Annotated in this window: 17 protein-coding genes; 7 read left to right on the forward strand and 10 right to left on the reverse strand. The window is 72.2% G+C overall.

The genetic code is table 11. From position 1 onward, the window contains the following. Nucleotides 1-229 precede the first annotated feature (229 nt). Nucleotides 230-1,606, forward strand: coding sequence for a glycoside hydrolase family 43 protein (locus ACF07B_RS30990; protein WP_392181401.1), 1,377 nt, complete (start codon nt 230-232; stop codon nt 1,604-1,606). Nucleotides 1,607-1,635: 29 nt separating this feature from the next. Further along, the gene (locus ACF07B_RS30995) at nt 1,636-2,985 is read left to right on the forward strand and encodes a jacalin-like lectin (protein WP_392181402.1); all 1,350 of its coding nucleotides are present in this window, start codon (nt 1,636-1,638) and stop codon (nt 2,983-2,985) included. A 107-nt stretch (nt 2,986-3,092) separates the two neighbouring features. Here the strand turns inward: ACF07B_RS30995 and ACF07B_RS31000 are convergent, their stop codons facing one another. Next, complete coding sequence (locus tag ACF07B_RS31000; protein ID WP_384239626.1) at nt 3,093-3,680, reverse strand: RNA polymerase sigma factor; 588 nt, start codon at nt 3,678-3,680, stop codon at nt 3,093-3,095. A 9-nt stretch (nt 3,681-3,689) separates the two neighbouring features. Here ACF07B_RS31000 and ACF07B_RS31005 point away from each other — a divergent pair, with 9 nt between their 5' ends. Further along, nucleotides 3,690-5,072: a serine/threonine-protein kinase gene (locus ACF07B_RS31005; RefSeq protein WP_392181403.1), complete on the forward strand. Its 1,383-nt coding sequence runs from the start codon at nt 3,690-3,692 to the stop codon at nt 5,070-5,072. 143 nt (nt 5,073-5,215) lie between these two features. Beyond that, nucleotides 5,216-5,959, forward strand: a complete 744-nt coding sequence (locus ACF07B_RS31010) for a DUF4232 domain-containing protein (RefSeq protein ID WP_392181404.1) — start codon at nt 5,216-5,218, stop codon at nt 5,957-5,959. 78 nt (nt 5,960-6,037) lie between these two features. Here ACF07B_RS31010 and ACF07B_RS31015 read toward each other — a convergent pair whose 3' ends face one another. From ACF07B_RS31015 to ACF07B_RS31025, 3 genes are all read right to left on the reverse strand, one after another. Then, a complete protein-coding gene (locus ACF07B_RS31015; protein ID WP_392181405.1) occupies nt 6,038-8,179 on the reverse strand; it encodes a ricin-type beta-trefoil lectin domain protein in 2,142 nt (713 codons plus the stop codon). Between the two features lie 488 nt (nt 8,180-8,667). Continuing rightward, nucleotides 8,668-9,636, reverse strand: a complete 969-nt coding sequence (locus ACF07B_RS31020) for an aldo/keto reductase (RefSeq protein ID WP_392181406.1) — start codon at nt 9,634-9,636, stop codon at nt 8,668-8,670. Nucleotides 9,637-9,720: 84 nt separating this feature from the next. Then, nucleotides 9,721-10,494 (reverse strand): nuclear transport factor 2 family protein, encoded by a 774-nt coding sequence (locus ACF07B_RS31025; protein ID WP_392181407.1) that lies wholly within the window; start codon nt 10,492-10,494, stop codon nt 9,721-9,723. A gap of 206 nt (nt 10,495-10,700) precedes the next feature. Between ACF07B_RS31025 and ACF07B_RS31030 the strand changes: the two genes are divergently transcribed. Together ACF07B_RS31030 and ACF07B_RS31035 are read left to right on the forward strand one after the other, a co-directional pair. Further along, the gene (locus ACF07B_RS31030; protein WP_392181408.1) at nt 10,701-11,201 is read left to right on the forward strand and encodes a methylated-DNA--[protein]-cysteine S-methyltransferase; all 501 of its coding nucleotides are present in this window, start codon (nt 10,701-10,703) and stop codon (nt 11,199-11,201) included. A gap of 258 nt (nt 11,202-11,459) precedes the next feature. Then, the gene (locus tag ACF07B_RS31035) at nt 11,460-13,814 is read left to right on the forward strand and encodes an ATP-binding cassette domain-containing protein (protein ID WP_392181409.1); all 2,355 of its coding nucleotides are present in this window, start codon (nt 11,460-11,462) and stop codon (nt 13,812-13,814) included. Nucleotides 13,815-13,823: 9 nt separating this feature from the next. On the opposite strand, the gene ACF07B_RS31040 is transcribed toward ACF07B_RS31035, so the two are convergent. The 5 genes from ACF07B_RS31040 to ACF07B_RS31060 form a co-directional block, all read right to left on the reverse strand. Next, complete coding sequence (locus ACF07B_RS31040; protein ID WP_392181410.1) at nt 13,824-14,627, reverse strand: lysophospholipid acyltransferase family protein; 804 nt, start codon at nt 14,625-14,627, stop codon at nt 13,824-13,826. 242 nt (nt 14,628-14,869) lie between these two features. Further along, complete coding sequence (locus ACF07B_RS31045; RefSeq protein WP_392181411.1) at nt 14,870-15,640, reverse strand: GNAT family N-acetyltransferase; 771 nt, start codon at nt 15,638-15,640, stop codon at nt 14,870-14,872. A gap of 264 nt (nt 15,641-15,904) precedes the next feature. Beyond that, nucleotides 15,905-16,654: a succinate dehydrogenase/fumarate reductase iron-sulfur subunit gene (locus tag ACF07B_RS31050; protein ID WP_392181412.1), complete on the reverse strand. Its 750-nt coding sequence runs from the start codon at nt 16,652-16,654 to the stop codon at nt 15,905-15,907. Next, a complete protein-coding gene (locus ACF07B_RS31055; protein WP_392181413.1) occupies nt 16,651-18,612 on the reverse strand; it encodes a fumarate reductase/succinate dehydrogenase flavoprotein subunit in 1,962 nt (653 codons plus the stop codon). The genes ACF07B_RS31050 and ACF07B_RS31055 overlap by 4 nt, the downstream gene beginning before the upstream one ends. Nucleotide 18,613: 1 nt before the next feature. Beyond that, nucleotides 18,614-19,285: a succinate dehydrogenase gene (locus ACF07B_RS31060; RefSeq protein ID WP_392181561.1), complete on the reverse strand. Its 672-nt coding sequence runs from the start codon at nt 19,283-19,285 to the stop codon at nt 18,614-18,616. Nucleotides 19,286-19,405: 120 nt separating this feature from the next. Between ACF07B_RS31060 and ACF07B_RS31065 the strand changes: the two genes are divergently transcribed. After that, nucleotides 19,406-20,290, forward strand: coding sequence for a LysR family transcriptional regulator (locus ACF07B_RS31065; protein ID WP_369486398.1), 885 nt, complete (start codon nt 19,406-19,408; stop codon nt 20,288-20,290). Between the two features lie 45 nt (nt 20,291-20,335). Here ACF07B_RS31065 and ACF07B_RS31070 read toward each other — a convergent pair whose 3' ends face one another. After that, a complete protein-coding gene (locus ACF07B_RS31070) occupies nt 20,336-21,115 on the reverse strand; it encodes an oxidoreductase (protein WP_392181414.1) in 780 nt (259 codons plus the stop codon). Between the last annotated feature and the right edge of the window lie 2 nt (nt 21,116-21,117).

The raw sequence follows: 21,117 nt of genomic DNA on the forward strand, positions 1-21,117 counted from the left end.
GTCTCTCCGGGCCCTGTTCACATCACGCGGCAAGCCCTTACCGTAATGCCTCGCACAGCATGTCGCACAGCATTCGGTATCTCGAACCGAGTCGGCTCCGTCGACGTCCCGAGCCGGACGGCGTGGCCGGCTTCCGCCTGCTGACGGCGTCCGCGTACACACCACCGAGCCACCGGGCCCTCGGCCCGGGTGTGTCGCGGCGCCTCGCACGAACACCGAGGAGACCGGCATGAACGACAGGCCCCTTCAGCCCTCCCGGCGGGTCGCCCTCGGGGCGATGGCCGGCCTCACCGCCGCCTTCGCCCTCGGCGCCCCGGCCCGCGCCGCGGCCGCGACCGCCTACGTGATGGGGTACTTCACCGAGTCCCCGAACGGCGACGGAGCGGACTACGGCCTGCATCTGGCCGTCAGCACCGACTCACTGCGGTGGACACCGCTGAACCAGAACAAGCCCGTCGTCACCCCGGCCGGCGGCACCGGTGGTCTGCGCGATCCGTTCGTCCTGCGCAGACAGGACGGCACGTTCGTGGTGCTCGCCACCGACCTCAAGGGCACCGACTGGAGTCTGCAGAGCCAGTACATCCATGTCTGGGACTCCGCCGATCTGCGGTCCTTCAGCGGCTACCGGCGCCTGAAACTGCACGACATGGCCACGCACAGCTGGGCACCCGAGGCCTACTGGGACGCGGGGCGGGGGCAGTACGGGATCATCTACTCCGCCGTCAACTCCAGCGGCCACAACGTCATCATGGTCAACTACACGTCCGACTTCGTGACGGCGTCGGCCGCACAGGTCTTCTTCGACCCCGGCTACGACGTGATCGACGGCGATCTGGCCGTGGGCGTCGGCGGGGTGAACTACCTCTATTTCAAGAAGGACCAGACGCTGGTGGGCGCCAGGTCGACGTCCCTGAACCCCGGCAGCTTCACCGTGTTCAGCACCCCGGTCGCGCACGGCGGCACCGAGGCCCCCATCCTCGTCAAATCCCAGTCGACCGGAACATGGTTCCTCTGGGGAGACACGTACACACCCAACGGGGTCTTCTACGCCTGGCAGTCGGCCGATCTCGCGAGCGGCACCTGGACGGCGGTCGACCAACGGCTCTACACCCAGCCGCTGAACTCCAAGCACGCGGGCATCCAGCCGATCACCACGACGGAGTACGACAACCTCCTCGCCAAGTGGGGCGCTCCCGCCTGGAACCGGCTCAAGTCCTACAACTATCCGGCGCGTTACGTCCGGCACTCCAACTACGTCGGCCGGATCGACGAGTACCCCTTCGACCCGTACACGGACGCGCAGTGGACGCTGGTGCCCGGCCTCGCCGACGCGGCGGCCGTCTCGTTCCGCTCGGTCAGCCACCCGACGCGCTACCTGCGCCACAGCAACTACCAGATGGCGCTCGACGTCAACGACGGGACCACCACGTTCGCCCAGGACGCCACATTCCACCGGACAGCGGGCCTGGCCGACACGTCGTGGTCGTCCTTCCGCTCCTACAACAACCCGGACCGCTACCTCAGGCACGCGAACTACGTGCTGCGCATCGATCCGGTCTCCACCTCCACCGACAAGGCCGACGCCACCTTCTCGGTCGGTTCCTGACGTCCCTTCGTCCCCAGGAGACACCCCCGATGTCCCCCCTCCGCAGACTTCTCGCCGGTGCCGCCGCGACAGCAGCCGCCCTCGGCGGACTCACCGCGGCCGCGTCACCCGCCGCGGCCGCCGACTCCGGCACCTTCAGTGTGCTCACCTACAACGTCGCCGGGCTGCCCGACGGCATCTCCAGCGCGCCGACACCCCGCCGGACCGCGACCACGGCGATCGGCGGACTCGTCGCCCCCTACGACATCGTCCATGTCGAGGAGGACTTCAACTATCACGCGGCGCTGTACGCGTCCGACACCGCGCACGCCCACCGCACCCCGACCAGCGGCGGCGCGGGCATCGGCAGCGGTCTCAACACCCTCTCGAAGATCTCGTACGACACCGACGACTTCGAGCGGGTCGGCTGGAACTCCTGCCAGATCGACTCCGGCGACTGCCTCACGCCCAAGGGCTTCACGTTCATGCGGGAGCGCCTGGCCGAGGGTGTCTACGTCGACTTCTACAACGTGCACACCAACGCGGGCACCAGTGACGGCGATCTCGCCTCCCGCGCCGACAACCTCAACCAGCTCACCGCGTTCATCGGCTCCCACTCCGCGGGCAACGCCGTCGTCGTCATGGGGGACACGAACACCCGCTACACCCGATCCGGCGACACCATCGCGGAGTTCGCCGCCGCCAACGGGCTGTCGGACGCCTGGGTCCGGCTCGTCCGCGGCGGCACCGCGCCGGCCAAGGGAAGCGACGCCCTCGTCTGCGACCAGAGCGGCACCACCGTGCCCGACACCTGCGAGGTCGTCGACAAGATCCTCTACCGCGGCAGCAGACTCGTCACGCTCGACGCCACGGGCTACCACAACGAGCACACGCGCTTCCTGACCTCCGACGGCCTGATGCTCTCCGACCACGACCCGGTCACCGCCTCGTTCGCCTGGTCACGCAGCAGCGACTTCCAGCTCAGCGACCAGTTCGGCGGGCCGCACGGCGACTACTTCAACGACATCGCCCGGGTGCCGGCCGGCGCCCGCGTGTCCGTCGTGTCCCTCGGCAGCGGCGCGCGGATCGACCGGCTGGGACTGACACTGAGCGACGGCACCACGCTCACGCACGGCGGCACGGGCGGCACCACCGCCTCGCTGACCCTCGGCAGCGGTGAGTACGTCACCTCCGCGCAGCTCTGCGAGGGCGTGAAGGACGGTCGTACCCGCGTATTCTCCGCGAAGTTCACCACCAGCCTCGGCCGCACCCTGTCCGGGGGCACGACGACCTCGGACTGCGTGACCCGCACCGCCCCGAGCGGCTGGCAGATCGCCGGCTTCCACGGCCGCGCCGGGGACGAGGTCGACAAGACCGGCTTCCTCTACACCCGGCGCTGACCGCACGGCAGCACGAGGTCCCTCCCGCCGGGTCCCCGAACCCGGCGGGAACCCGCTCCACCGGCCGCCGACCACCCGGAGCCATCCGGTGACACGCGGTCACGCTGTCACGAAGCGTCCGACAGCCAGGGCCTGACCCTTCTGCGTGCCTCGTGCAGACGGGACTTGAGTGTGCCGAGCGGAATGCCGACGCGCTCGGCGGCCTCCGCGTACTCCAGCCGGCAGATGTCCCGGTAGACCAACGGCAGCACCAGATGCGGGTGTTCGCGCTCCAGGCGCTCCAGCGCCTCCAGGAGGTCGACCCGGGAACCCGCGATGACACTCGTCGTCCGCGGATCGACGTACCGCGCGGCGTCGATGGCCTCCGGCCGCTCGGCGGAGCGCCGCTTCAGTTCGCGGTACTTCTGCCGGGCGCAGTTGGCGACCACCGTGTGCAGCCAGGTGCTGAACCGGCTGCGCCCCTCGAACGCCGTTATCTTCCGGGCGACTTGGAGCAGGACGTCCTGGGCCGCCTCCTCGGCGTCCTCTCGGCACGGCAGAAAGCGCCCGCAGCGCCGCACGACCTCGGGCCGGACCTGCCGCAACAGGACGTCGAGTGCCGCCCGGTCTCCGGCCGCCGCCCGCAGCGCGAGCTCCTCGGTCTCCGCCGCCTCGCCCACCTGGCGCTCCCCTCGGTGCCGGTCACAGCCAGGCATGATAGTCGTATGCACTCGCTGGAGCGGATCGGACGGTACCGCCTCGAACGGCGCCTGGGCGCCGGTGGTTTCGGGGTGGTGTGGCTCGCCCATGACGACGTTCTCGACGCGGCCGTCGCGGTCAAGGTTCTCACCGAGAACTGGGTCGACCGCCTGGACATCCGGGAGCGCTTCCTCTCCGAGGCCCGACTGCTGCGCAAAGCCGATTCGAGCCGGGTCGTCCAGGTCTACGACATCGGTGAACTCCCCGACGGCAGGCCCTACTTCGTCATGGAGTACGCCGACGGGGGCACCCTCGCCGAGCGGATCGAGGCCGGACCGCTGCCGGTCGCCGAGGCGCTGCGCCTGACGGCGCTCGCGGCGCGGGGCGCCGAGGCGCTGCACGCGGCCGGGATCGTGCACCGTGACATCAAGCCGTCCAACGTGCTGCTGCGCACCACACCCGACGGAGCCGACCGGGTGCTGCTGGCCGACCTCGGGCTCGCCAAGAGCCTGGCTCACGCCTCCGGACTCACCCTCGCCGCGGGCTCGGCCGGCTACACCGCGCCCGAGCAGGCCCGCCCCGGATCCGGGATCGACGCGCGGGCCGACGTGTACAGCCTGGGCGCCCTCGGCCACCACCTCGTCACCGGTTCGGTTCCGGGTCCGCCCGGCAGGGTCGAACGCTCCGACCGGCTCCGTACGGACCTCGGTCCGGACGTCGGACGGGCACTGCTGCGCGCCATGGAACCGGACCGGGAGCGGCGCTGGCCGAGCGCCGCCGTCTTCGCCGCGGAGCTCGAACGGCTGGCCGAGGAGGCCGCGGCCGGAGGGGTTCCCGCGTCCCGGCGAAGCCGGCGCACCGCGCTCCTCGCGCTGGCCGGTGCCGCCGTGGCCTGCGCCGTCGGCGCCACCGCCCTACTGCTGACGAACGAGTCCGCGGCGAGCACCCTCACGGTCGAGGACGGCACGGGCCGGATCACGGTGGAGGTGCCGGCCGGCTGGGGCGGGCAGGTGCGCGACTCGGGATGGAATCCGCGGTCGCTGGGGCTCGGTGACGGCACGGAACCCGGCCTCGTCGTCGCGGACCGCCTGGCGCGCTGGCCGGACCTCCGCGCCGGCGTCGACGGAGCCTTCGTCGGACTCAGCGCACACGGCGACGTGACCGGCCAGGTCCGTTCCATCGCACACCCGGGATGCCACTACGCGGGAGGCCGCGCCTATTCCGGCGCGCGCTGGCACGGGCTGATACGGACCTGGGACGGCTGCCCCGGCAAGGACGGCCGTCTCACCGAGGCCGCGCTGACCGCGCCGGGCGGCGGCCGGCCCCAGGTGTACGTCCAGATCCGCCAGGAGAGCGGCGACGACGACACGGCCGACGGCGTCATCGCCTCCGTACGCCTCAAGGCCTGATCCTGGGCGGGCGGTCCCGCCGGAACCCGTCGGCGATCCCGCGAACTTTTCGGCCCCCGGACGCATCCAAGAGGAGTGAAGGGGCGCGACGCGCCCCGCACAGGTGCGACGGCCTCGTACGGAGAATCGCAAGGAGTGGTGACATGTCGACCTTCCCGCGCACGGTGACGGACACGGACCGGCCCGGCACGGTGTCCGAGCACCGCGTTTCACCCACAGCCCGGCGGGCCGCGCTGCTCGCCGCTGCCGCCCTGCTGAGCCTGCTGACCGCCTGCAACAACGGCTCCCCGCAGAGCTCGCCGAAGACCCTCCCCGGTACGGCCGGACCGGCTTCCGGCGACACGAGCACGAAGGCGGGTTCCACCCCGGTGGCCAGCCCGGCCACGCGTTCCCCGTCGAAGAAGGCGGGAACCGGGACGGGGAGCGGGTCCGCCTCGGCCACGGCCACCTCGGGGAGCGCCGGTGGCGGCGGGCGGTGCCACACCTCGGAGCTGCGCGCCTCCGTCGGCCGCAACGACCCCGGAGCGGGGCAGGAGAACTTCCCGATCGTCCTGACCAACAGGTCCGGGCACACGTGCACGGTGCGCGGCTACCCCGGCGCGGCCTTCGTCGACGCCTCCGGCAAGCAGCTCGGCCCCGACCCCCAGCGGACCCCGGGCACGCCGACGACGGTCGTGCTCGCGCCCGGACGCAGCGCGTGGTCGGGCCTGACCTTCTCCAACCCGGAGATCAGCGGGGCGGCCACGGCGACGCCCGCCTCGCTGATCGTCACGCCGCCCGACGAGCGGGACTCCCTCACGGTGGCGTGGACGCAGGGCAAGGTGCCCGTGTCCGGCAACGCGTCCTCGGTCCGCCTGACCGTCCTCAGCCCCGGGACCGCCCCCTGACGGCGGCCCCACGACGGCCGTGCGGTCCCCCCTGTCACCTGACAGTCCAGGGACAGGGGGCGGTAGGAGCCCGTCACGTCAGCGGCGGTCTCCCCGGCCCCCTCCGCCGAACGAGCCGGAGCCGTCGGAGTCCGAACCCGTGCCGTAACCGCCGTCCCGGCCTGTGCCGTTGAGTCCGTCCCCCGGGCAGAAGGCGTCCGCGGAGGCGCAGGTGCCGGCGGACGGCTCCGCGGACGAAGTGGCGCGACCAGGGGTCGCGGCCGTCGCGGTGGGCGTCCGGGGACTCGCGGGTGCCGTCGCGGACGCGGAGGGCCTGCCGGTGGCGGAGCCCTTCGCGTCACCCTTCGTGGAGTCCCAGTTGACGACTTCCAGCTGGAGCGAGGGCGAGGAGGTGTCGAGCGTCCAGCGCTGGACCGGTTCGTCCTTGCGGAGTTTGAGGACGAGGTCCGACTCCCCCTTCGCCGACGCGGGAACGAGGGCCAGGTCCTGGTTCCAGCGCGGCACGAGCATGCCCTGGAGGGTGAAGTCGTAGCGGATGTTCTTGCCACCGGGCCGCGACGCGCCCGTACAGGGGGCCAGTTGGACGGAGTAGCCGAGGTGGGAATCGAGACACAGGCTCGGGTGGGCCGCGTCGCGCAGCAGCCCGTCCGCCGCGTACGACCACTCCGTGGCCGACTCCGAGGAGCAGGAGACGAGGCGTGCCTCGGCACCGCTCGCGGGCGTCGTTCCGGCGAAACCGACGCACAGGTCGGTCGCGGTGTTGCGCAGTCGGCCCTGCTTGGTTCCGTCCTTCTTCTCGCCGTTCCGGGCCCACGACGGGTTCGTGCCCGGGCTCGACGCCGCCGACGTGTGGTCACGGTCGGCGGTGTCGCGCCGGCCGTCCGGGTCCGCGTCGGACGCCCACAGGACCAGCGGAACGGCGATCAGCGCGCTGAGGGTCAGCACGGCGACGGCGACGTTGCGTCGTCCCGGCGCGCGGCGGGTCGCCTTGTGTCCCGCGGCCCGGCGGGAGGCGCGGGTTCCGTCGCCGGTACGGGGAGCACTCCGACGACGGGAGGGGCGTCCGCCTTCACCGGGTGCGGGGGCGTCCTGTCGGGCGTCCTGTCCGGAGGGGGTGACGGGATGCGCCGTGGCCCCCTCGTGGTCCGTGGGCGGGGTGCCGGTGTACCGACGGGCCTCCGGCGGGGTGCGCGGGGGAAGGCCCGGAGGACGTACGTCGTCGGAGTCGGGCTGGAACTCGATGATCTGGGCGGTCCCGGCGGCCGGTCCTCCAGGGCCACCCGTGACTCCGCCGGTGAAGGCCGGGGCGCCTCCGGCGCCGGTTCCGTCGGCGTGGAACGGGCCGGGCTGGTCGCCCCTCGGCTCCTGGACCGCCTCCGCGGCCCGCGCCTGCCGGGAGACCAGATAGGCGTGCGCGCCCCAGCCGAGCACCGCCTCGGCGAGGGGGACGGCGAGTTCGCCGTTGAATTGACTCAACTGGTCGGCCGCGTAACGGCAGTGGCCGCACGCGTCCATGTGGTTCCGCAGGTCGGGGTCGAGGCCGGTACCGCCGCGCCGGAAGGAGACGTCGAGCATGCGGTGGTAGCGGCGGCACTCCTGGCTGGGGGCGAGTTCGTGGTGGATCTCCAGACAGCCCTGGCGCAGGCGTTCTCTGGCCCGCTCCAGTTCGGTGACCGCGTCCTCGGGGAGGATCCCCAACAGGGCCGCGGGTACCTCCGGTTGCTCGGCCTCCACCTCCCCGTGCCACAACAGGCAGCGGGCGGGCTCGGGCAGCCGCTGGAAGGCGCGGGAGATGAGCCGCCTGTCCTCCGGCGGAAGCAGCCGGGCCGCCGCACGGTCCACGCGGTCCTCCCGGTCCGCTTCGGCCAGGAGTTCCGGAGCCAGCAGTTCACGCCGCTGGTCCATGAGCCACTCGGCCGCTATACGGCGGACGGTGACGAGCAGTTGGGGCCGCCACGCGGCGCTCGGCCCGGCCTGGTGCAGTGAATCCCCGAACATCCGCGTGAATGAGGCGGTGGTGAGCATTCCGGCGGGCCGTACGCCGCCGGTGCACAGCCGCGCGTAAGAGAACACCGCCTCCCAGTGGCGGTCCAGGAGTTCTCCGACGGGATAGTTCGCGGGCGCGCCATCCTGCCTCTTCAGCTCGGCCGCGAGCCGTTCATCCGACACCTCGAACAAGCGGTCGGGGTCAGACGAATGAGGCAGCGTTCCGTCATTCACGTCCGCTTTCCTTCCAAAGGCAGCACAGCAATTGTCCATACCAAGGGGTATGCAGACCGCCCGCCGGAACCGAAGGGTCTGCCCATGGGGGTGACGTCGCGAACAACCACCCCTGACAGCCCGTTCGGGCGAGGGGAAGCGGGCGCGCCGCACGCGTGCAGAACGAAGCCAATATTGTCTGCACGCCGACAACGCCCACCTTTGCACAGGCCGGTGAGCGGGAACAAGCGATCCCGGATTTTCCCTTAATGCGGTACGGCCGCGAATATTGACCAAATGTCAGCGAGCTCGCGCCAAAAGAAATTCGGAAACCCGGCGACCCGACCTTCCGTCCCGAAGCCTCCGCAATGGGAGCGCTCTCACGCGCTCATCCGAGCACCTTTCCGCACGGAATTCCTGGTCCCCGGGGCCGGCCGTCGCGGGTGCGCAGGGCCCACGGCGACGGGCGCCCCGCGACGGCGCCCGTCGACGGCCGGCTCGTAGGCGCGTCAGTGACCGCTGATCGCCCGGGGCGTGTACGGCTGTTCCAGTTCCTCGGTCTCCTTGTCCGAGAGCTCCAGGCCGAGCGCGGCGACAGCGTCCTCGATGTGCGCCGCCCTGCCCGCGCCGACGATCGGCGCGGTCACGGCGGGGCGCGCCAGCAGCCACGCGAGCGCGACCGTGGCACGCGGCACCCCGCGCCCGGCGGCGACGCGCGCGACCGCGTCGACGATCCCGCGGTCGCCGTCCTGGTACAGGTTCCGGCCGAACCGGTCGCCTCGGCTGCGTTCGGTGGAGGTGTCCCAGTCGCGGGTGAGCCTGCCGCGGGCCAGCGGGCTCCACGGCAGGACGCCGACCCCCTGGTCGGCGCAGAGCGGCAGCATCTCGCGCTCTTCCTCGCGGTAGAGGAGGTTGTAGTGGTTCTGCATGGACACGAATCTGGTCCAGCCGTGCAGCGTGGCCGTGTACTGGGCCTTGGAGAACTCCCACGCGTACATCGAACTCGCCCCGAGGTAACGGACCTTGCCCGCCTTGACCACGTCGTGCAGCGCCTCCATCGTCTCCTCGACGGGCGTGCCGCGGTCGAATCGGTGGATCTGGTAGAGGTCGATGTAGTCGGTGCCGAGGCGGCGCAGACTGTTGTCGATCTCCGTCATGATCGCCTTGCGGGACAGGCCACGGCCGTTGGGGCCCTCGTGCATCGCGCCGTTGACCTTGCTGGCGATGACGATCTCGTCGCGGCGCGCGAACGCGCCGAGCGCCCGTCCGACGATCTCCTCACTGGTGCCGTCCGAGTACACGTTCGCGGTGTCGAAGAAGGTGATCCCGGCCTCCAGGGCCTGGCGGATCAGGGGGCGCGAGGCCTCCTCGTCGAGAGTCCACGCGTGGACGCCCCGGTCGGGCAGGCCGAAGCTCATGCAGCCAAGGCAGATCCGGGAGACGTCCAGACCCGTCGAACCGAGCTTCACGTACCGCATGCTCACTCCTGCTGTCGCTGCCGGTGGGGGTGGGGCGGGGAGATCCGAGGACACATCCCTGCCCGGCGGGAACACCCGACAGCCCTACTCCGCGGGTGCTTCCACGTCGTCGTACGCCCGCGCCGACGCGATCAGGCCATCGCCGCCCCGGGCGCAGACCGCGAGGCCCGGCTGGGGCGGCAGAGCGGTGCCGCCCCAGCGGTCGACGACGTACTCGAACGCGGTGCGGGTGCCGTCCTCGGTCACGGTGCACAGGGTGAGCGGGATGCCGCCGCCCGCGGAGAAGAGGGCGTCGTGGAGCTCGGTCAGCTCCTTGGTCCCCGTGTACCGGCGCGCGTCGGCGGCCGGCCCCCGGAAGGACCCGTCCGGCGCGAACGCGGCGACGACGGCCGCGGTGTCCCCCGCGCCGAGGGCGGCCAGGTAGGCGCCCACCACGTCGGAGGCGTGCGCCGACGGATCGGGCGGTGCCATGGGGCGGCGCACGACATGCCGTCCGAGCAGCGGCAGCCGGGAGTGGTGGACCCGCACCGGCAGCGCGGAGGCGAGGTCCACCACGGCGGCCACGGGCAGTCCGACGCGCTCGCCCTCGTCAGTCTCCAGATGGACGACCCACTCCCCCACGGCCCGCCGCTCGCCGAGCGTGGTGGCGACCTCCTCGATCTCCGCCTTCCGTTCCGCCCTCCAGGTGTCCTGCACGGCCAGCCAGGCCGCCAGGACGGCGACACCGCTGATCCGGCCGGCCTCCGGGTCGTCGAGGGCGACGGGTACGGTGGCCGTCGCCGGGTCGCGCAGGGCGTCGGCGAGCTCGGCGGCGCCGAGCCGGTCGACGAGGTCGGGGATCTGCGGGATCCAGACCATGGGGACTCCTGGGCCGTACGGAGTGGTCGACTTCGATCGTGTGCCCGTACGGGCCCCGGCGCGACCCCAGCGGGCGCGAGGACCCGTCCGTACGGTGTCGCCGGAGCACCCGCTCAGCGCTCTGTCCGAATCCCGCCGGACGCCAGGCCGCGCGGGGCGCACTGTTGAGGGTGAACACGCTGCGAGAACTCGGAAAGGACCGACCGATGACGGTCTACACGACCATGGACAGCCCGCTCGGCCGACTGCTGCTGGTGGGTGAGGAGTCGGCCACCGCCAAGGGCGGCACGGCGCTCGCCGCGCTGTCCGTGCCGGACCAGAAGTACGGCGCGGTCGTCCAGAACGGCTGGTGGGAGGACGCGGACGCCTTCCGGGAGATCGTCTCCCAGCTGAGCTCGTACTTCGACGGCCGGCTGACCGCCTTCGACATCGAGTACGTGACGAGCGGCAGCGACTTCCAGCGGCGCGTCTGGAAGGCCCTGGAGACCATCCCGTACGGCACCACGGTCAGCTACGGGGAGGTCGCCGCGCGGATCGGCGCGTCCAGGGCCGCGGTCCGTGCCGTCGGTACGGCGATCGGGGCGAACCCGCTGCTGATCGTCCGCCCCTGCCACCGGGTGATCGGCGCGAGCGGGGCCCTCACCGGCTACGCCGGGGGCCTGGAGCGCAAGCGACAGCTCCTGGACCTGGAGGACGTGCCGTCGTGACCGGCGCGGGCGCTTCCGTGCCCGCGGTCGTTCCCGGCACGGGCGCGTCCGTACCGGGAGGCGCGGGCGCGTCCCGGCCGGTCGTCCGGGCGGGACCCGGAAGGCTCTCCGGCCGGACGGGCTTCCGGGTCCCGCCCGCCGCGCCCGGGTAGCGGGACCGGGCGCGGCCTAGAATCGTGGGGTTTGCCCCCTGCCCCCTCGACGGCCGGGCCGCGGCCCACCGGACCGCGGTACGGGCCGCCCCCAGGAGTCCCGCCGATGCCCAGCCCCGACGGCCGCCCCCACGACTCGTACGTCCGCGTCCGCGGCGCCCGGGAGCACAATCTGCGGGGTGTCGACGTCGACATCCCGCGGGACCTCCTGGTGGTGTTCACGGGTGTGTCGGGGTCCGGGAAGTCGTCGCTGGCCTTCGGCACGATCTACGCGGAGGCGCAGCGGCGGTACTTCGAGTCGGTCGCCCCCTACGCGCGGCGGCTGATCCATCAGGTGGGGGCGCCGAAGGTCGGGGAGATCACCGGGCTGCCGCCGGCGGTGTCCCTCCAGCAGCGCAGGTCGGCACCCACCTCACGGTCCTCCGTGGGCACCGTCACCAATCTGTCCAACTCGCTGCGGATGCTGTTCTCGCGCGCGGGCCGGTATCCGGCGGGCGCCGAGCGGCTCGACTCGGACGCGTTCTCGCCGAACACGGCCGCGGGGGCGTGCCCGGAGTGCCATGGCCTCGGCCAGGTCCACCGTACGACGGAGGAGTTGCTGGTCCCCGATCCGGCGCTGTCCATCCGCGAGGGCGCGATCGCCGCCTGGCCGGGGGCCTGGCAGGGCAAGAACCTGCGGGACATCCTCGACACGCTCGGCCATGACGTGGACCGGCCCTGGCGCGAACTGCCCGCCGAGGAGCGGGAGTGGATCCTGTTCACGGACGAGCAGCCGGTGGTCACCGTGCATCCGGTACGCGAGGCCGAACGGATCCAACGCCCTTACCAGGGCACGTACATGAGCGCCCGGCGCTATGTCATGAAGACCTTCTCCGACACCAAGAGCGCCACCCTGCGGGCCAAGGCGGAGCGCTTCCTGGCCGCCGCTCCCTGTCCGGTGTGCGGCGGCGGCAGGCTGCGGCCCGAGGCGCTGGCGGTGACGTTCGCGGGACGCACCATCGCCGAGCTGGCCGCGCTGCCGCTGGTCGATCTCGCGAAGACCCTCACGGCCGACTCCGAGGCCGCCCGCGTCCTGACCGAGGACCTCGCCTCCCGTATCGCGCCCGTCATGGAGCTCGGACTCGGCTACCTCAGCCTCGACCGGGCCACCCCGACCCTCTCGGCGGGCGAACTCCAACGGCTGCGCCTGGCGACGCAGTTGCGCTCCGGGCTGTTCGGTGTGGTGTACGTCCTCGACGAGCCGTCCGCCGGGCTGCACCCGGCGGACACGGAGGCCCTGCTCATCGTGCTGGAGCGGCTGAAGGCGGCGGGCAACTCGGTGTTCGTCGTGGAGCACCACTTCGATGTCGTGCGCGGCGCGGACTGGCTGGTCGACGTGGGTCCGCGGGCCGGCGAGCACGGCGGGCGGGTCCTGCACAGCGGTCCGGTCGCCGGGCTGGAGGGTGTTCCGGAGTCCTCGACGGCACGCTTCCTCTTCGGCCGCTCCCCCGCGCCGGCGCGCCCGGTGCGCACGCCCCGGGGACGGGTGTCGGTCGGCCCGGTGACCCGGCACAATCTGCGCGGGGTCACCGCCGAGTTCCCGCTCGGTGTGTTCACCGCGGTGACCGGGGTCTCCGGCTCCGGGAAGTCCACGCTGATCGGCGAGTTGACCGAGGACCTGGCGGGCGTCGGACGGCTGGTCGGTGTCGACCAGAGACCCATCGGCCGTACGCCCCGCTCCAATCTCGCCACCTACACGGGGCTGTTCGACGTCGTGCGCAAGGTGTTCGCCGGGACGAAGGAGGCCACGGCGCGCGGGTTCGGCGCGGGACGGTTCTCCTTCAACGTGGCCGGAGGGCGCTGCGAGACCTGTCAGGGCGAGGGTTTCGTCAGTGTGGAGCTGCTGTTCCTGCCCAGCACCTACGCACCGTGCCCGGACTGCGGCGGCGCCCGCTACAACCCCGAGACCCTCGAAGTGACGTACCGGGGACGGAACATCGCGCAGGTCCTGGATCTCACGGTCGAGGCGGCGGCGCGGTTCTTCGCCGACGCGGACGCCCCGGCCGTCACGCGCAGCCTCGCCACCCTGCTCGACGTGGGTCTCGGCTATGTGCGGCTGGGCCAGCCCGCCACGGAGCTGTCGGGCGGCGAGGCCCAGCGCATCAAGCTGGCGAGCGAGTTGCAGCGGATCCGCCGGGGGCACACCTTCTATCTCCTCGACGAGCCGACGACGGGACTGCATCCGGCCGATGTCGAGGTGCTGATGGGCCAGTTGCACGGGCTCGTGGACGCCGGTCACACCGTCGTGGTGGTGGAGCACGACATGACGGTGGTGGCGGGCGCCGACTGGGTCATCGACCTGGGCCCGGGCGGGGGCGACGAGGGAGGGCGGATCGTGGCCGCCGGTCCACCCGAACGGGTGGCGACGGCGACCGGCCGGACGGCGCCCTACCTCGCCCGGGCACTCGGCGGGCGCCGCTGAGCCGGGTGTTCAGGCCGCGGGGCGCGGTGCGGCGGGAGGATGCCCGGGGTGCGCCCCGGCGCGTGGGGCGGAGCCGGGGAAGCCGCCCTGGGCCGCCTCGGCCAGGGACCGGCGGTCGGGGTGGCCGCCCGCCGGGATCGGGGGCCGCAGACTCACCTCGGCCACCAGGCCGCGCGCCGACACCACGCGCCACAGCGAGGCGAGCAGCGGGTCCTCGCCGACGAACGCGGGCGCGGTGCTCACCGCCCCGTCGGCGGACCGGTACCGGATCCGCACCGGCTGGACCGGCACACCGGCGTCCAGCGCCGCCTGGAAGAGGGCCCCGCGGTAGCGGCCACGGGCCCGGCCGCACCAGGTGCTGCCCTCGGGGAAGGCGGCGACGGCCGAGCCGCCGCGCAGGGCCGCGGCGATCCGGTCCACGGTGCCGGGCAGGGCACGCAGCCGGTCGCGGTCGATGAAGAACGTGCCGCCGCGGGCCGCCAGCGTGCCCACCGCGGGCCAGGCACGCACCTCCGTCTTGGCGACCATCCGTGCCGGGCGGACGGCGGCGAGCAGCGGGATGTCCAGCCACGAGACGTGGTGGGACACGATCAGCGTCCCGCCGACGGGCGGGGCGGCTCCGGTGATCCTCGTGCGGACCCCGGCCGCGTGCACCAGGGCCAGGCACCAGCGGCGGATCCACCTCTGGCGCGCCGGGACCCGCAGCCGTGCGATCAGCGGGATCAGGGCGACCCCGAGGACGGCCACGGCCAGCAGCGCGGCCAGCCGCAGGACGGCGCGCGGCGCGCCGGTCCAGGGCCGTCCGGACTCCACGCAGCCGCGCGGCGAGCAGGGTGCGGTGGGCAGCCAGGCACTGGCTGCCCGGACGGGGCCGGCGGCGGGGCGCCGGGGCGGGGGGACAGGACCGGGGGCCTGCGGCGGCACGGGGGCCGGACCGGCGGCGGGCCGCCGCGGTGCGGGGACGGGACCAGGGAGCGGCGCCGCTCCCCGCCGGCCGCCGATCCGGGGACGGCGGAGGGCGGGGAGACGCGGTGTTCCGGTGCGGGACGTGCTCATCAGGCGGGGACGAGCGAGAGGAAGTGCCGCAGGTAGCGCGGGTTGACCCGGCGCATCGACAGCAGCACGTACATGTCGGCGACCCCGAAGTCCGTGTCGTGCGCGGGCTCGCCGCACACCCAGGCGCCGAGCCGCAGATAGCCGCGCAGCAGCGGGGGCAGTTCGGTGCGGGCGGGGCGGACCACGCCTTCCGCGCTCCAGGGCAGCAGAGGGCGGACCCGGAACTCCTCGGGCGCCAGGTGCTTGGCCAGCACCCGGTCCCAGGTGCCCGCGGCGAGGGCGCCGCCGTCGGCGAGCGGTATGGAGCAGCAGCCGGCGAGCCATTCGTGGCCGCTGTCGGTCATGTAGCGGGCTATCCCGGCCCAGATGAGGCCGATGACCGCTCCGTCGCGGTGGTCGGGGTGGACGCAGGAGCGGCCGACCTCGACCAGTCCGGGGCGTATTCCGGCCAGCGGGCCGAGGTCGAACTCGTTCTCCGAGTAGAGCCGTCCGGCGGCCGCGGCGCGCTCGGGCGGCAGCAGCCGGTAGGTGCCGACGACCTGGCCGGTCTCCGTGTCGCGGACGAGCAGGTGGTCGCAGTGGGCGTCGAAGGCGTCGATGTCGAGGCCGGGCAGCGGGGTGTTCAGGAGGGCGCCCATCTCCCCGGCGAAGACGTCGTGGCGGAGCCGTTGTGCGGCCCGGACGTCGGCCTCGTCGCGGGCCAGGGTGACGGTGTAGCCGGTGGGGGCGACGGGCTGGGTCGGGGTGTCGAGGGTGGAAACGCCGGTCATGGCACTCTCCTGGTCACGGGCCGGTTCGGCCGAGGGGTACCCCGTGCTCGGGAGAAGTCGGGAGCTCGGGGGAGGCAGGCCGGATCCGAACGGTCTGCGCGCTCCTGTTCTTCCGACGCCGGTTGGCGTGCGCGTGACCAGTGCCAGGAGGGCGGATGTGAGGATGCTGAATGACAGGGGTGCCCCGGAAACGCGAGACGGGACCGGGTATGAGCACCACACCCGGTCCCGCCCGTCCGCACCGTACGGCGAACGACTTTGTGCCTAACGCCTGCCCGCCTTGCGGGTGGCGCGCAGCCACTCCTTGTTCATGCCGGTGATGGAGAACAGCGGGATGCCCTTGGGGCAGGCTGTCGCGCACTCTCCGGTGAGGGTGCAGCCGCCGAAGCCCTCGTCGTCCATCTGCGCCACCATGTCGAGCACCCGGGTCTCCCGCTCGGGGGTGCCCTGCGGCAGCACGTTCAGGTGGTTGATCTTGGCCGAGGTGAACAGCATCGCGGCGCCGTTCGGGCAGGCCGCCACGCAGGCACCGCAGCCGATGCACTCCGCGTGCTCGAAGGCGAAGTCGGCGTCGGGCTTGGGGACGGGAGTGGCGTGCGCCTCGGGCGCGGCACCGGTCGGGGCGGTGATGTAGCCGCCGGCCTGGATGATCCGGTCGAAGGCGGAGCGGTCGACGACGAGGTCCTTGACGACCGGGAAGGCGGCGGCCCGCCACGGCTCGACGTCGATGGTGTCGCCGTCACGGAACGAGCGCATGTGGAGCTGGCAGGTGGTGGTGCGCTCGGGTCCGTGCGCGTCGCCGTTGATGACCAGGCTGCACGCGCCGCAGATGCCCTCGCGGCAGTCGTGGTCGAAGGCGACGGGGTCCTCGCCGCTGAGGATGAGTTCCTCGTTGAGGGTGTCGAGCATCTCCAGGAAGGACATGTCGGACGAGATGCCGTCCACCTCGTACGTGGACATCGCTCCGTCGGCGTCGGCGTTCTTCTGCCGCCAGACGCGCAGGGTGAGCTTCATGCGTAGCTCCGCTGGGTGGGGTGGACGTACTCGAAGACCAGGTCTTCCTTGTGCAGGACGGGCGCGGCACCGGTGTCGGTGAACTCCCAGGCGGCCGCGTACGAGAACTCCTCGTCCCGGCGGGCCGCCTCGCCGTCGGGGGTCTGGGACTCCTCGCGGAAGTGGCCGCCGCAGGACTCGGCCCGGTGCAGCGCGTCGAGGCACATCAGCTCGGCGAGCTCCAGGTAGTCGACGACGCGGTTGGCCTTCTCCAGCGACTGGTTGAACTCCTCGCCGGTGCCGGGCACCTTGATGCGCCTCCAGAACTCCTCGCGGATCTGGGGAATGCGCTCCAGGGCCTTGCGCAGTCCGCTCTCCGTACGGGCCATTCCGCAGAACTCCCACATGAGTTCGCCGAGTTCGCGGTGGAAGGAGTCGGGGGTGCGGTCGCCGTCGACGGCGAGCAGGAGCCGCAGCCGGTCCTCTGTCTCGGCCAGCACCTCCTGGACGGCGGGGTGTTCGTCGTTCAGCTCGTCGTCGGTGGAGCGGTGCGGGTTGCGGGCGAGGTAGTCGTTGATCGTCGACGGGAGGACGAAGTAGCCGTCCGCGAGCCCCTGCATGAGGGCGGAGGCGCCGAGCCGGTTCGCGCCGTGGTCGGAGAAGTTGGCCTCGCCGATGGCGAACAGGCCGGGGACGGTGGTCTGGAGGTCGTAGTCGACCCACAGTCCGCCCATCGTGTAGTGCACGGCGGGGTAGATCCGCATGGGCACGGTGTACGGGTCCTCGGCGGTGATCCGGGCGTACATGTCGAAGAGGTTGCCGTACTGCTCCTCCACCTTGTCCCGGCCCATCCGCCGGATGGCGTCCGCGAAGTCGAGGTAGACGCCCTGGCCGCCGGGGCCCACTCCCCTGCCCTCGTCGCAGACGTTCTTGGCGGCGCGGGAGGCGATGTCGCGGGGCACGAGGTTGCCGAAGGAGGGGTAGACGCGCTCCAGGTAGTAGTCGCGCTCGTCCTCGGGGATCTCGTTCGGCGGGCGGGTGTCGCCGTGCGCCTTGGGGACCCAGATGCGGCCGTCGTTGCGCAGCGACTCGCTCATCAGCGTGAGCTTGGACTGGTGGTCGCCGGTGCGCGGGATGCAGGTGGGGTGGATCTGGGTGAAGCAGGGGTTGGCGAAGTACGCGCCGCGCCGGTGGGCCCGCCAGATCGCGGTGGCGTTGGAGTTCATGGCGTTGGTCGAGAGGTAGAAGACGTTGCCGTAGCCGCCGCTCGCCAGGACGACGGCGTCCGCGTAATAGGTGTCGATCCTGCCGGTGATCAGGTCGCGGGCCACGATGCCGCGGGCCCGTCCGCCGACGACGATCAGATCGAGCATCTCGGTGCGCGGGTGCATCTCGATGTTCCCGGCGGCGATCTGCCGGGACAGCGCCTGGTAGGCGCCGAGCAGGAGTTGCTGGCCGGTCTGGCCGCGGGCGTAGAAGGTGCGGGAGACCTGGACGCCGCCGAAGGAGCGGGTGTCGAGCAGGCCGCCGTACTCGCGCGCGAAGGGCACGCCCTGGGCGACGCACTGGTCGATGATCTCGACCGAGATCTGCGCCAGACGGCGGACGTTGGACTCGCGCGCCCTGAAGTCGCCGCCCTTGACGGTGTCGTAGAAGAGCCGATGCACGGAGTCGCCGTCGTTGCGGTAGTTCTTCGCGGCGTTGATGCCTCCCTGCGCGGCGATGGAGTGGGCCCGGCGCGGGGAGTCCTGGTAGCAGAACTGGACGACGTGGTAGCCCTGTTCGGCGAGGGTGGCGCCCGCGGAGCCGCCCGCGAGGCCGGTGCCGACGACGATCACGGTGTGCTTGCGGCGGTTGGCCGGGTTGACCAGCCTGGCCTCGAACCGGCGCCTGTCCCAGCGCTCTTCGACCGGTCCGGCCGGGGCCTTGGTGTCGGCGACCGGTTCCCCGGTCGTGAAGTGGGTGTATTCAGCGGTCATTTCAGCTCACCACTCCGGTCATGACGCCCACGGGTACGGCGATGAAGCCCGCCGTGAGCAGCAGCGCGAGGACGTTCGCGATGGTCTTCAGGGCGCGGTCGCGGGTGCGGCTGCCGGCCCCGAGGGTCTGGGCGGCGCTCCAGAAGCCGTGCCGGATGTGCAGGCCGAGCGCGAGCATCGCGACGATGTAGACGACGTCGCCGTACCAGGTGGAGAAGGTGTCCACGACGTTCTGGTAGGGGTGGCCCTCCTGGAAGCCGCCGGAGTGCACGGTGCCGGTGGTCAGGTCGAGCAGGTGCCAGACGATGAACAGGCCGAGGATGATCCCGCCCCAGCGCATCGTGCGGGTGGCGTAGCTCGCGCCGCGCTTTTTGTGCACGTACTTGCTGGGCCGGGCCCGGAGGTCACGGCGGCTGAGCTGGTACGCGGACGTGGCGTGCGCGACCACGGCGACGACCAGCACCACGCGGACGAGCCACAGGGTCCACTCGTCGTGCATGAAGGGTTCGCCCACGGTGCGCAGCCAGTGGGCGTAGTGGTTGAACTCGCCCGCGCCGAAGTAGATCTTCAAGTTCCCGATCATGTGGGCGACCAGGTAGAGCAGCATGATCAGGCCGCTGACGGCCATCACGGTCTTCTTGCCGACGGAGCTGTCCCACACGGAGCGCGCCATGGACGGCCGTCGGTCCGTCCGCGTTGCCAGAGCCATGGGAAGAGACGGTAGGCCGCGGGGAACCGATCGGTCCAAGACATGAAGCGGCTGGTTTCCATAGACCTGAGCTATCGTCGAAGGGTGCAGTTCCACCAGCTCCAGTACTTCGTGGCCGTCGCGGAGACCCGGCATTTCACCCGGGCCGCCGAACTGGTGCATGTCGCGCAGCCCTCGTTGTCGCAGCAGATCAAGTCGCTGGAGCGGGAGTTGGGGGCCGATCTGTTCCTGCGGGCGCGCGGGAACATCACGCTGACCGACGCGGGCGAGGCCCTGCTGCCGCTCGCCCGGCGCATCCTCGCCGACGCGGACACGGCCCGGCACGAGGTGCAGGAGCTGGCCCAGCTGCGCAGCGGCCGGGTGCGGCTCGGGGCGACCCCGAGCCTGTGCACCGGTCTGCTTCCCGACGTGCTGCGCGCCTTCCACGACCGCTATCCGGGTATCCGGCTGCTGATCGAGGAGGGCGGCTCGCACGATCTCGTACGGGAACTGGCGCGCGGCGCCCTCGACCTCGCCCTGGTCGTCCTGCCGCTGCCCACCCCGTCCCCCGCGCTGACCACGGTGGAGCTGCTGCGCGAGGACCTGGTGGTGGTGTCCTCACCGGAGGCCCCGGCGCCCGGTGGTGGCCGGGGCACGGTGCGTGTCGCCGATCTGGAGGGCGAGCGTCTGGTGATGTTCCGGCACGGCTACGACCTGCGGGAGCTGACCGTCGCCGCCTGTCGCGCCGAGGGCTTCGAGCCCGACTTCGCGGTCGAGGGCGGTGAGATGGACGCGGTGCTCGGCTTCGTCCGGGCGGGCCTCGGCGTAGCCGTCGTACCGCGCATGGTGGCCGCGCGGTACGGGCCGGGGCTGCGGGCGACGCCGCTGGCCCCGCCCGGACTGGAGCGGACCATCGCGCTGGCGCACCGCAGCGACGTGGCACCGCCCCGGGCGGCCCGGGAACTCCAGCGGATGCTGCTGGAACGCTGACGGCGGGCCTGCTGGAACGCTGACGGCGGGCCGCGCCGGACGAGTTCACCAGGTCGGGATGAGGCCGCCGTCGATGACGAAGTCGCTGCCGGTGATGTTGCGCGCGCGGTCCCCTGCGAGGAAGAGAACCAGGTCGGCGACCTCCGACGGTTCGGAGAAGCGGCCGGTGACACTCTGGCCGGAGGCCTGGGCGACCACGTCGTCCGGGGTGAGCCCGGCGGCGGCCGAGACCGTGGCGGCCACTCCCCCGCCGCCGAGCCACAGGTCGGTCTTCACCGGACCGGGGCTCACCGTGTTGACCCGGACGCCCTTCGGGCCGACCTCCTTGGACAGTGCCTTGGAGAAGGCGACCAGGGCGGCCTTGCCGGCGCTGTAGTCGATGACCAGGGGGTCGGGCAGCGTGGCGTTGACCGAGGCGATCGTCACGACCGAGCCCTGTCCGGCGGCCAGCATCGCCGGCAGGGCCGCACGGGTGACCCGTACGGCCGCGAGCAGGTTCAGTTCGACGGTGTGCCGCCAGTCCTCGTCGGTGACCGACAGGAAGCCACCGGTGCGGGCGGGGGCCGTACCCACGTTGTTGACCAGGACGTCGATGCGCCCGCCCGCCGCCTCGACGAGCCTGCCGGCGGCGTCGGGTTCGGCGAGGTCGACCGGCACCCAGGTCACGCTCCCCTTCCCGGCCAGGACGTCCAGGCCCGCCGAGGTGCCGCGGGAGCCGGCGATCACCCTCGCGCCCGCGCCGGCCAGCGCCTCCGTGACCGCGAGTCCGATGCCCTTGCTGGCTCCGGTGACGACGGCCGTCCTGCCCTGAAGTTCGGTGCTCATCC

The organism is Streptomyces sp. NPDC015532, assembly GCF_043078065.1.
Lineage (GTDB): Bacteria > Actinomycetota > Actinomycetes > Streptomycetales > Streptomycetaceae > Streptomyces.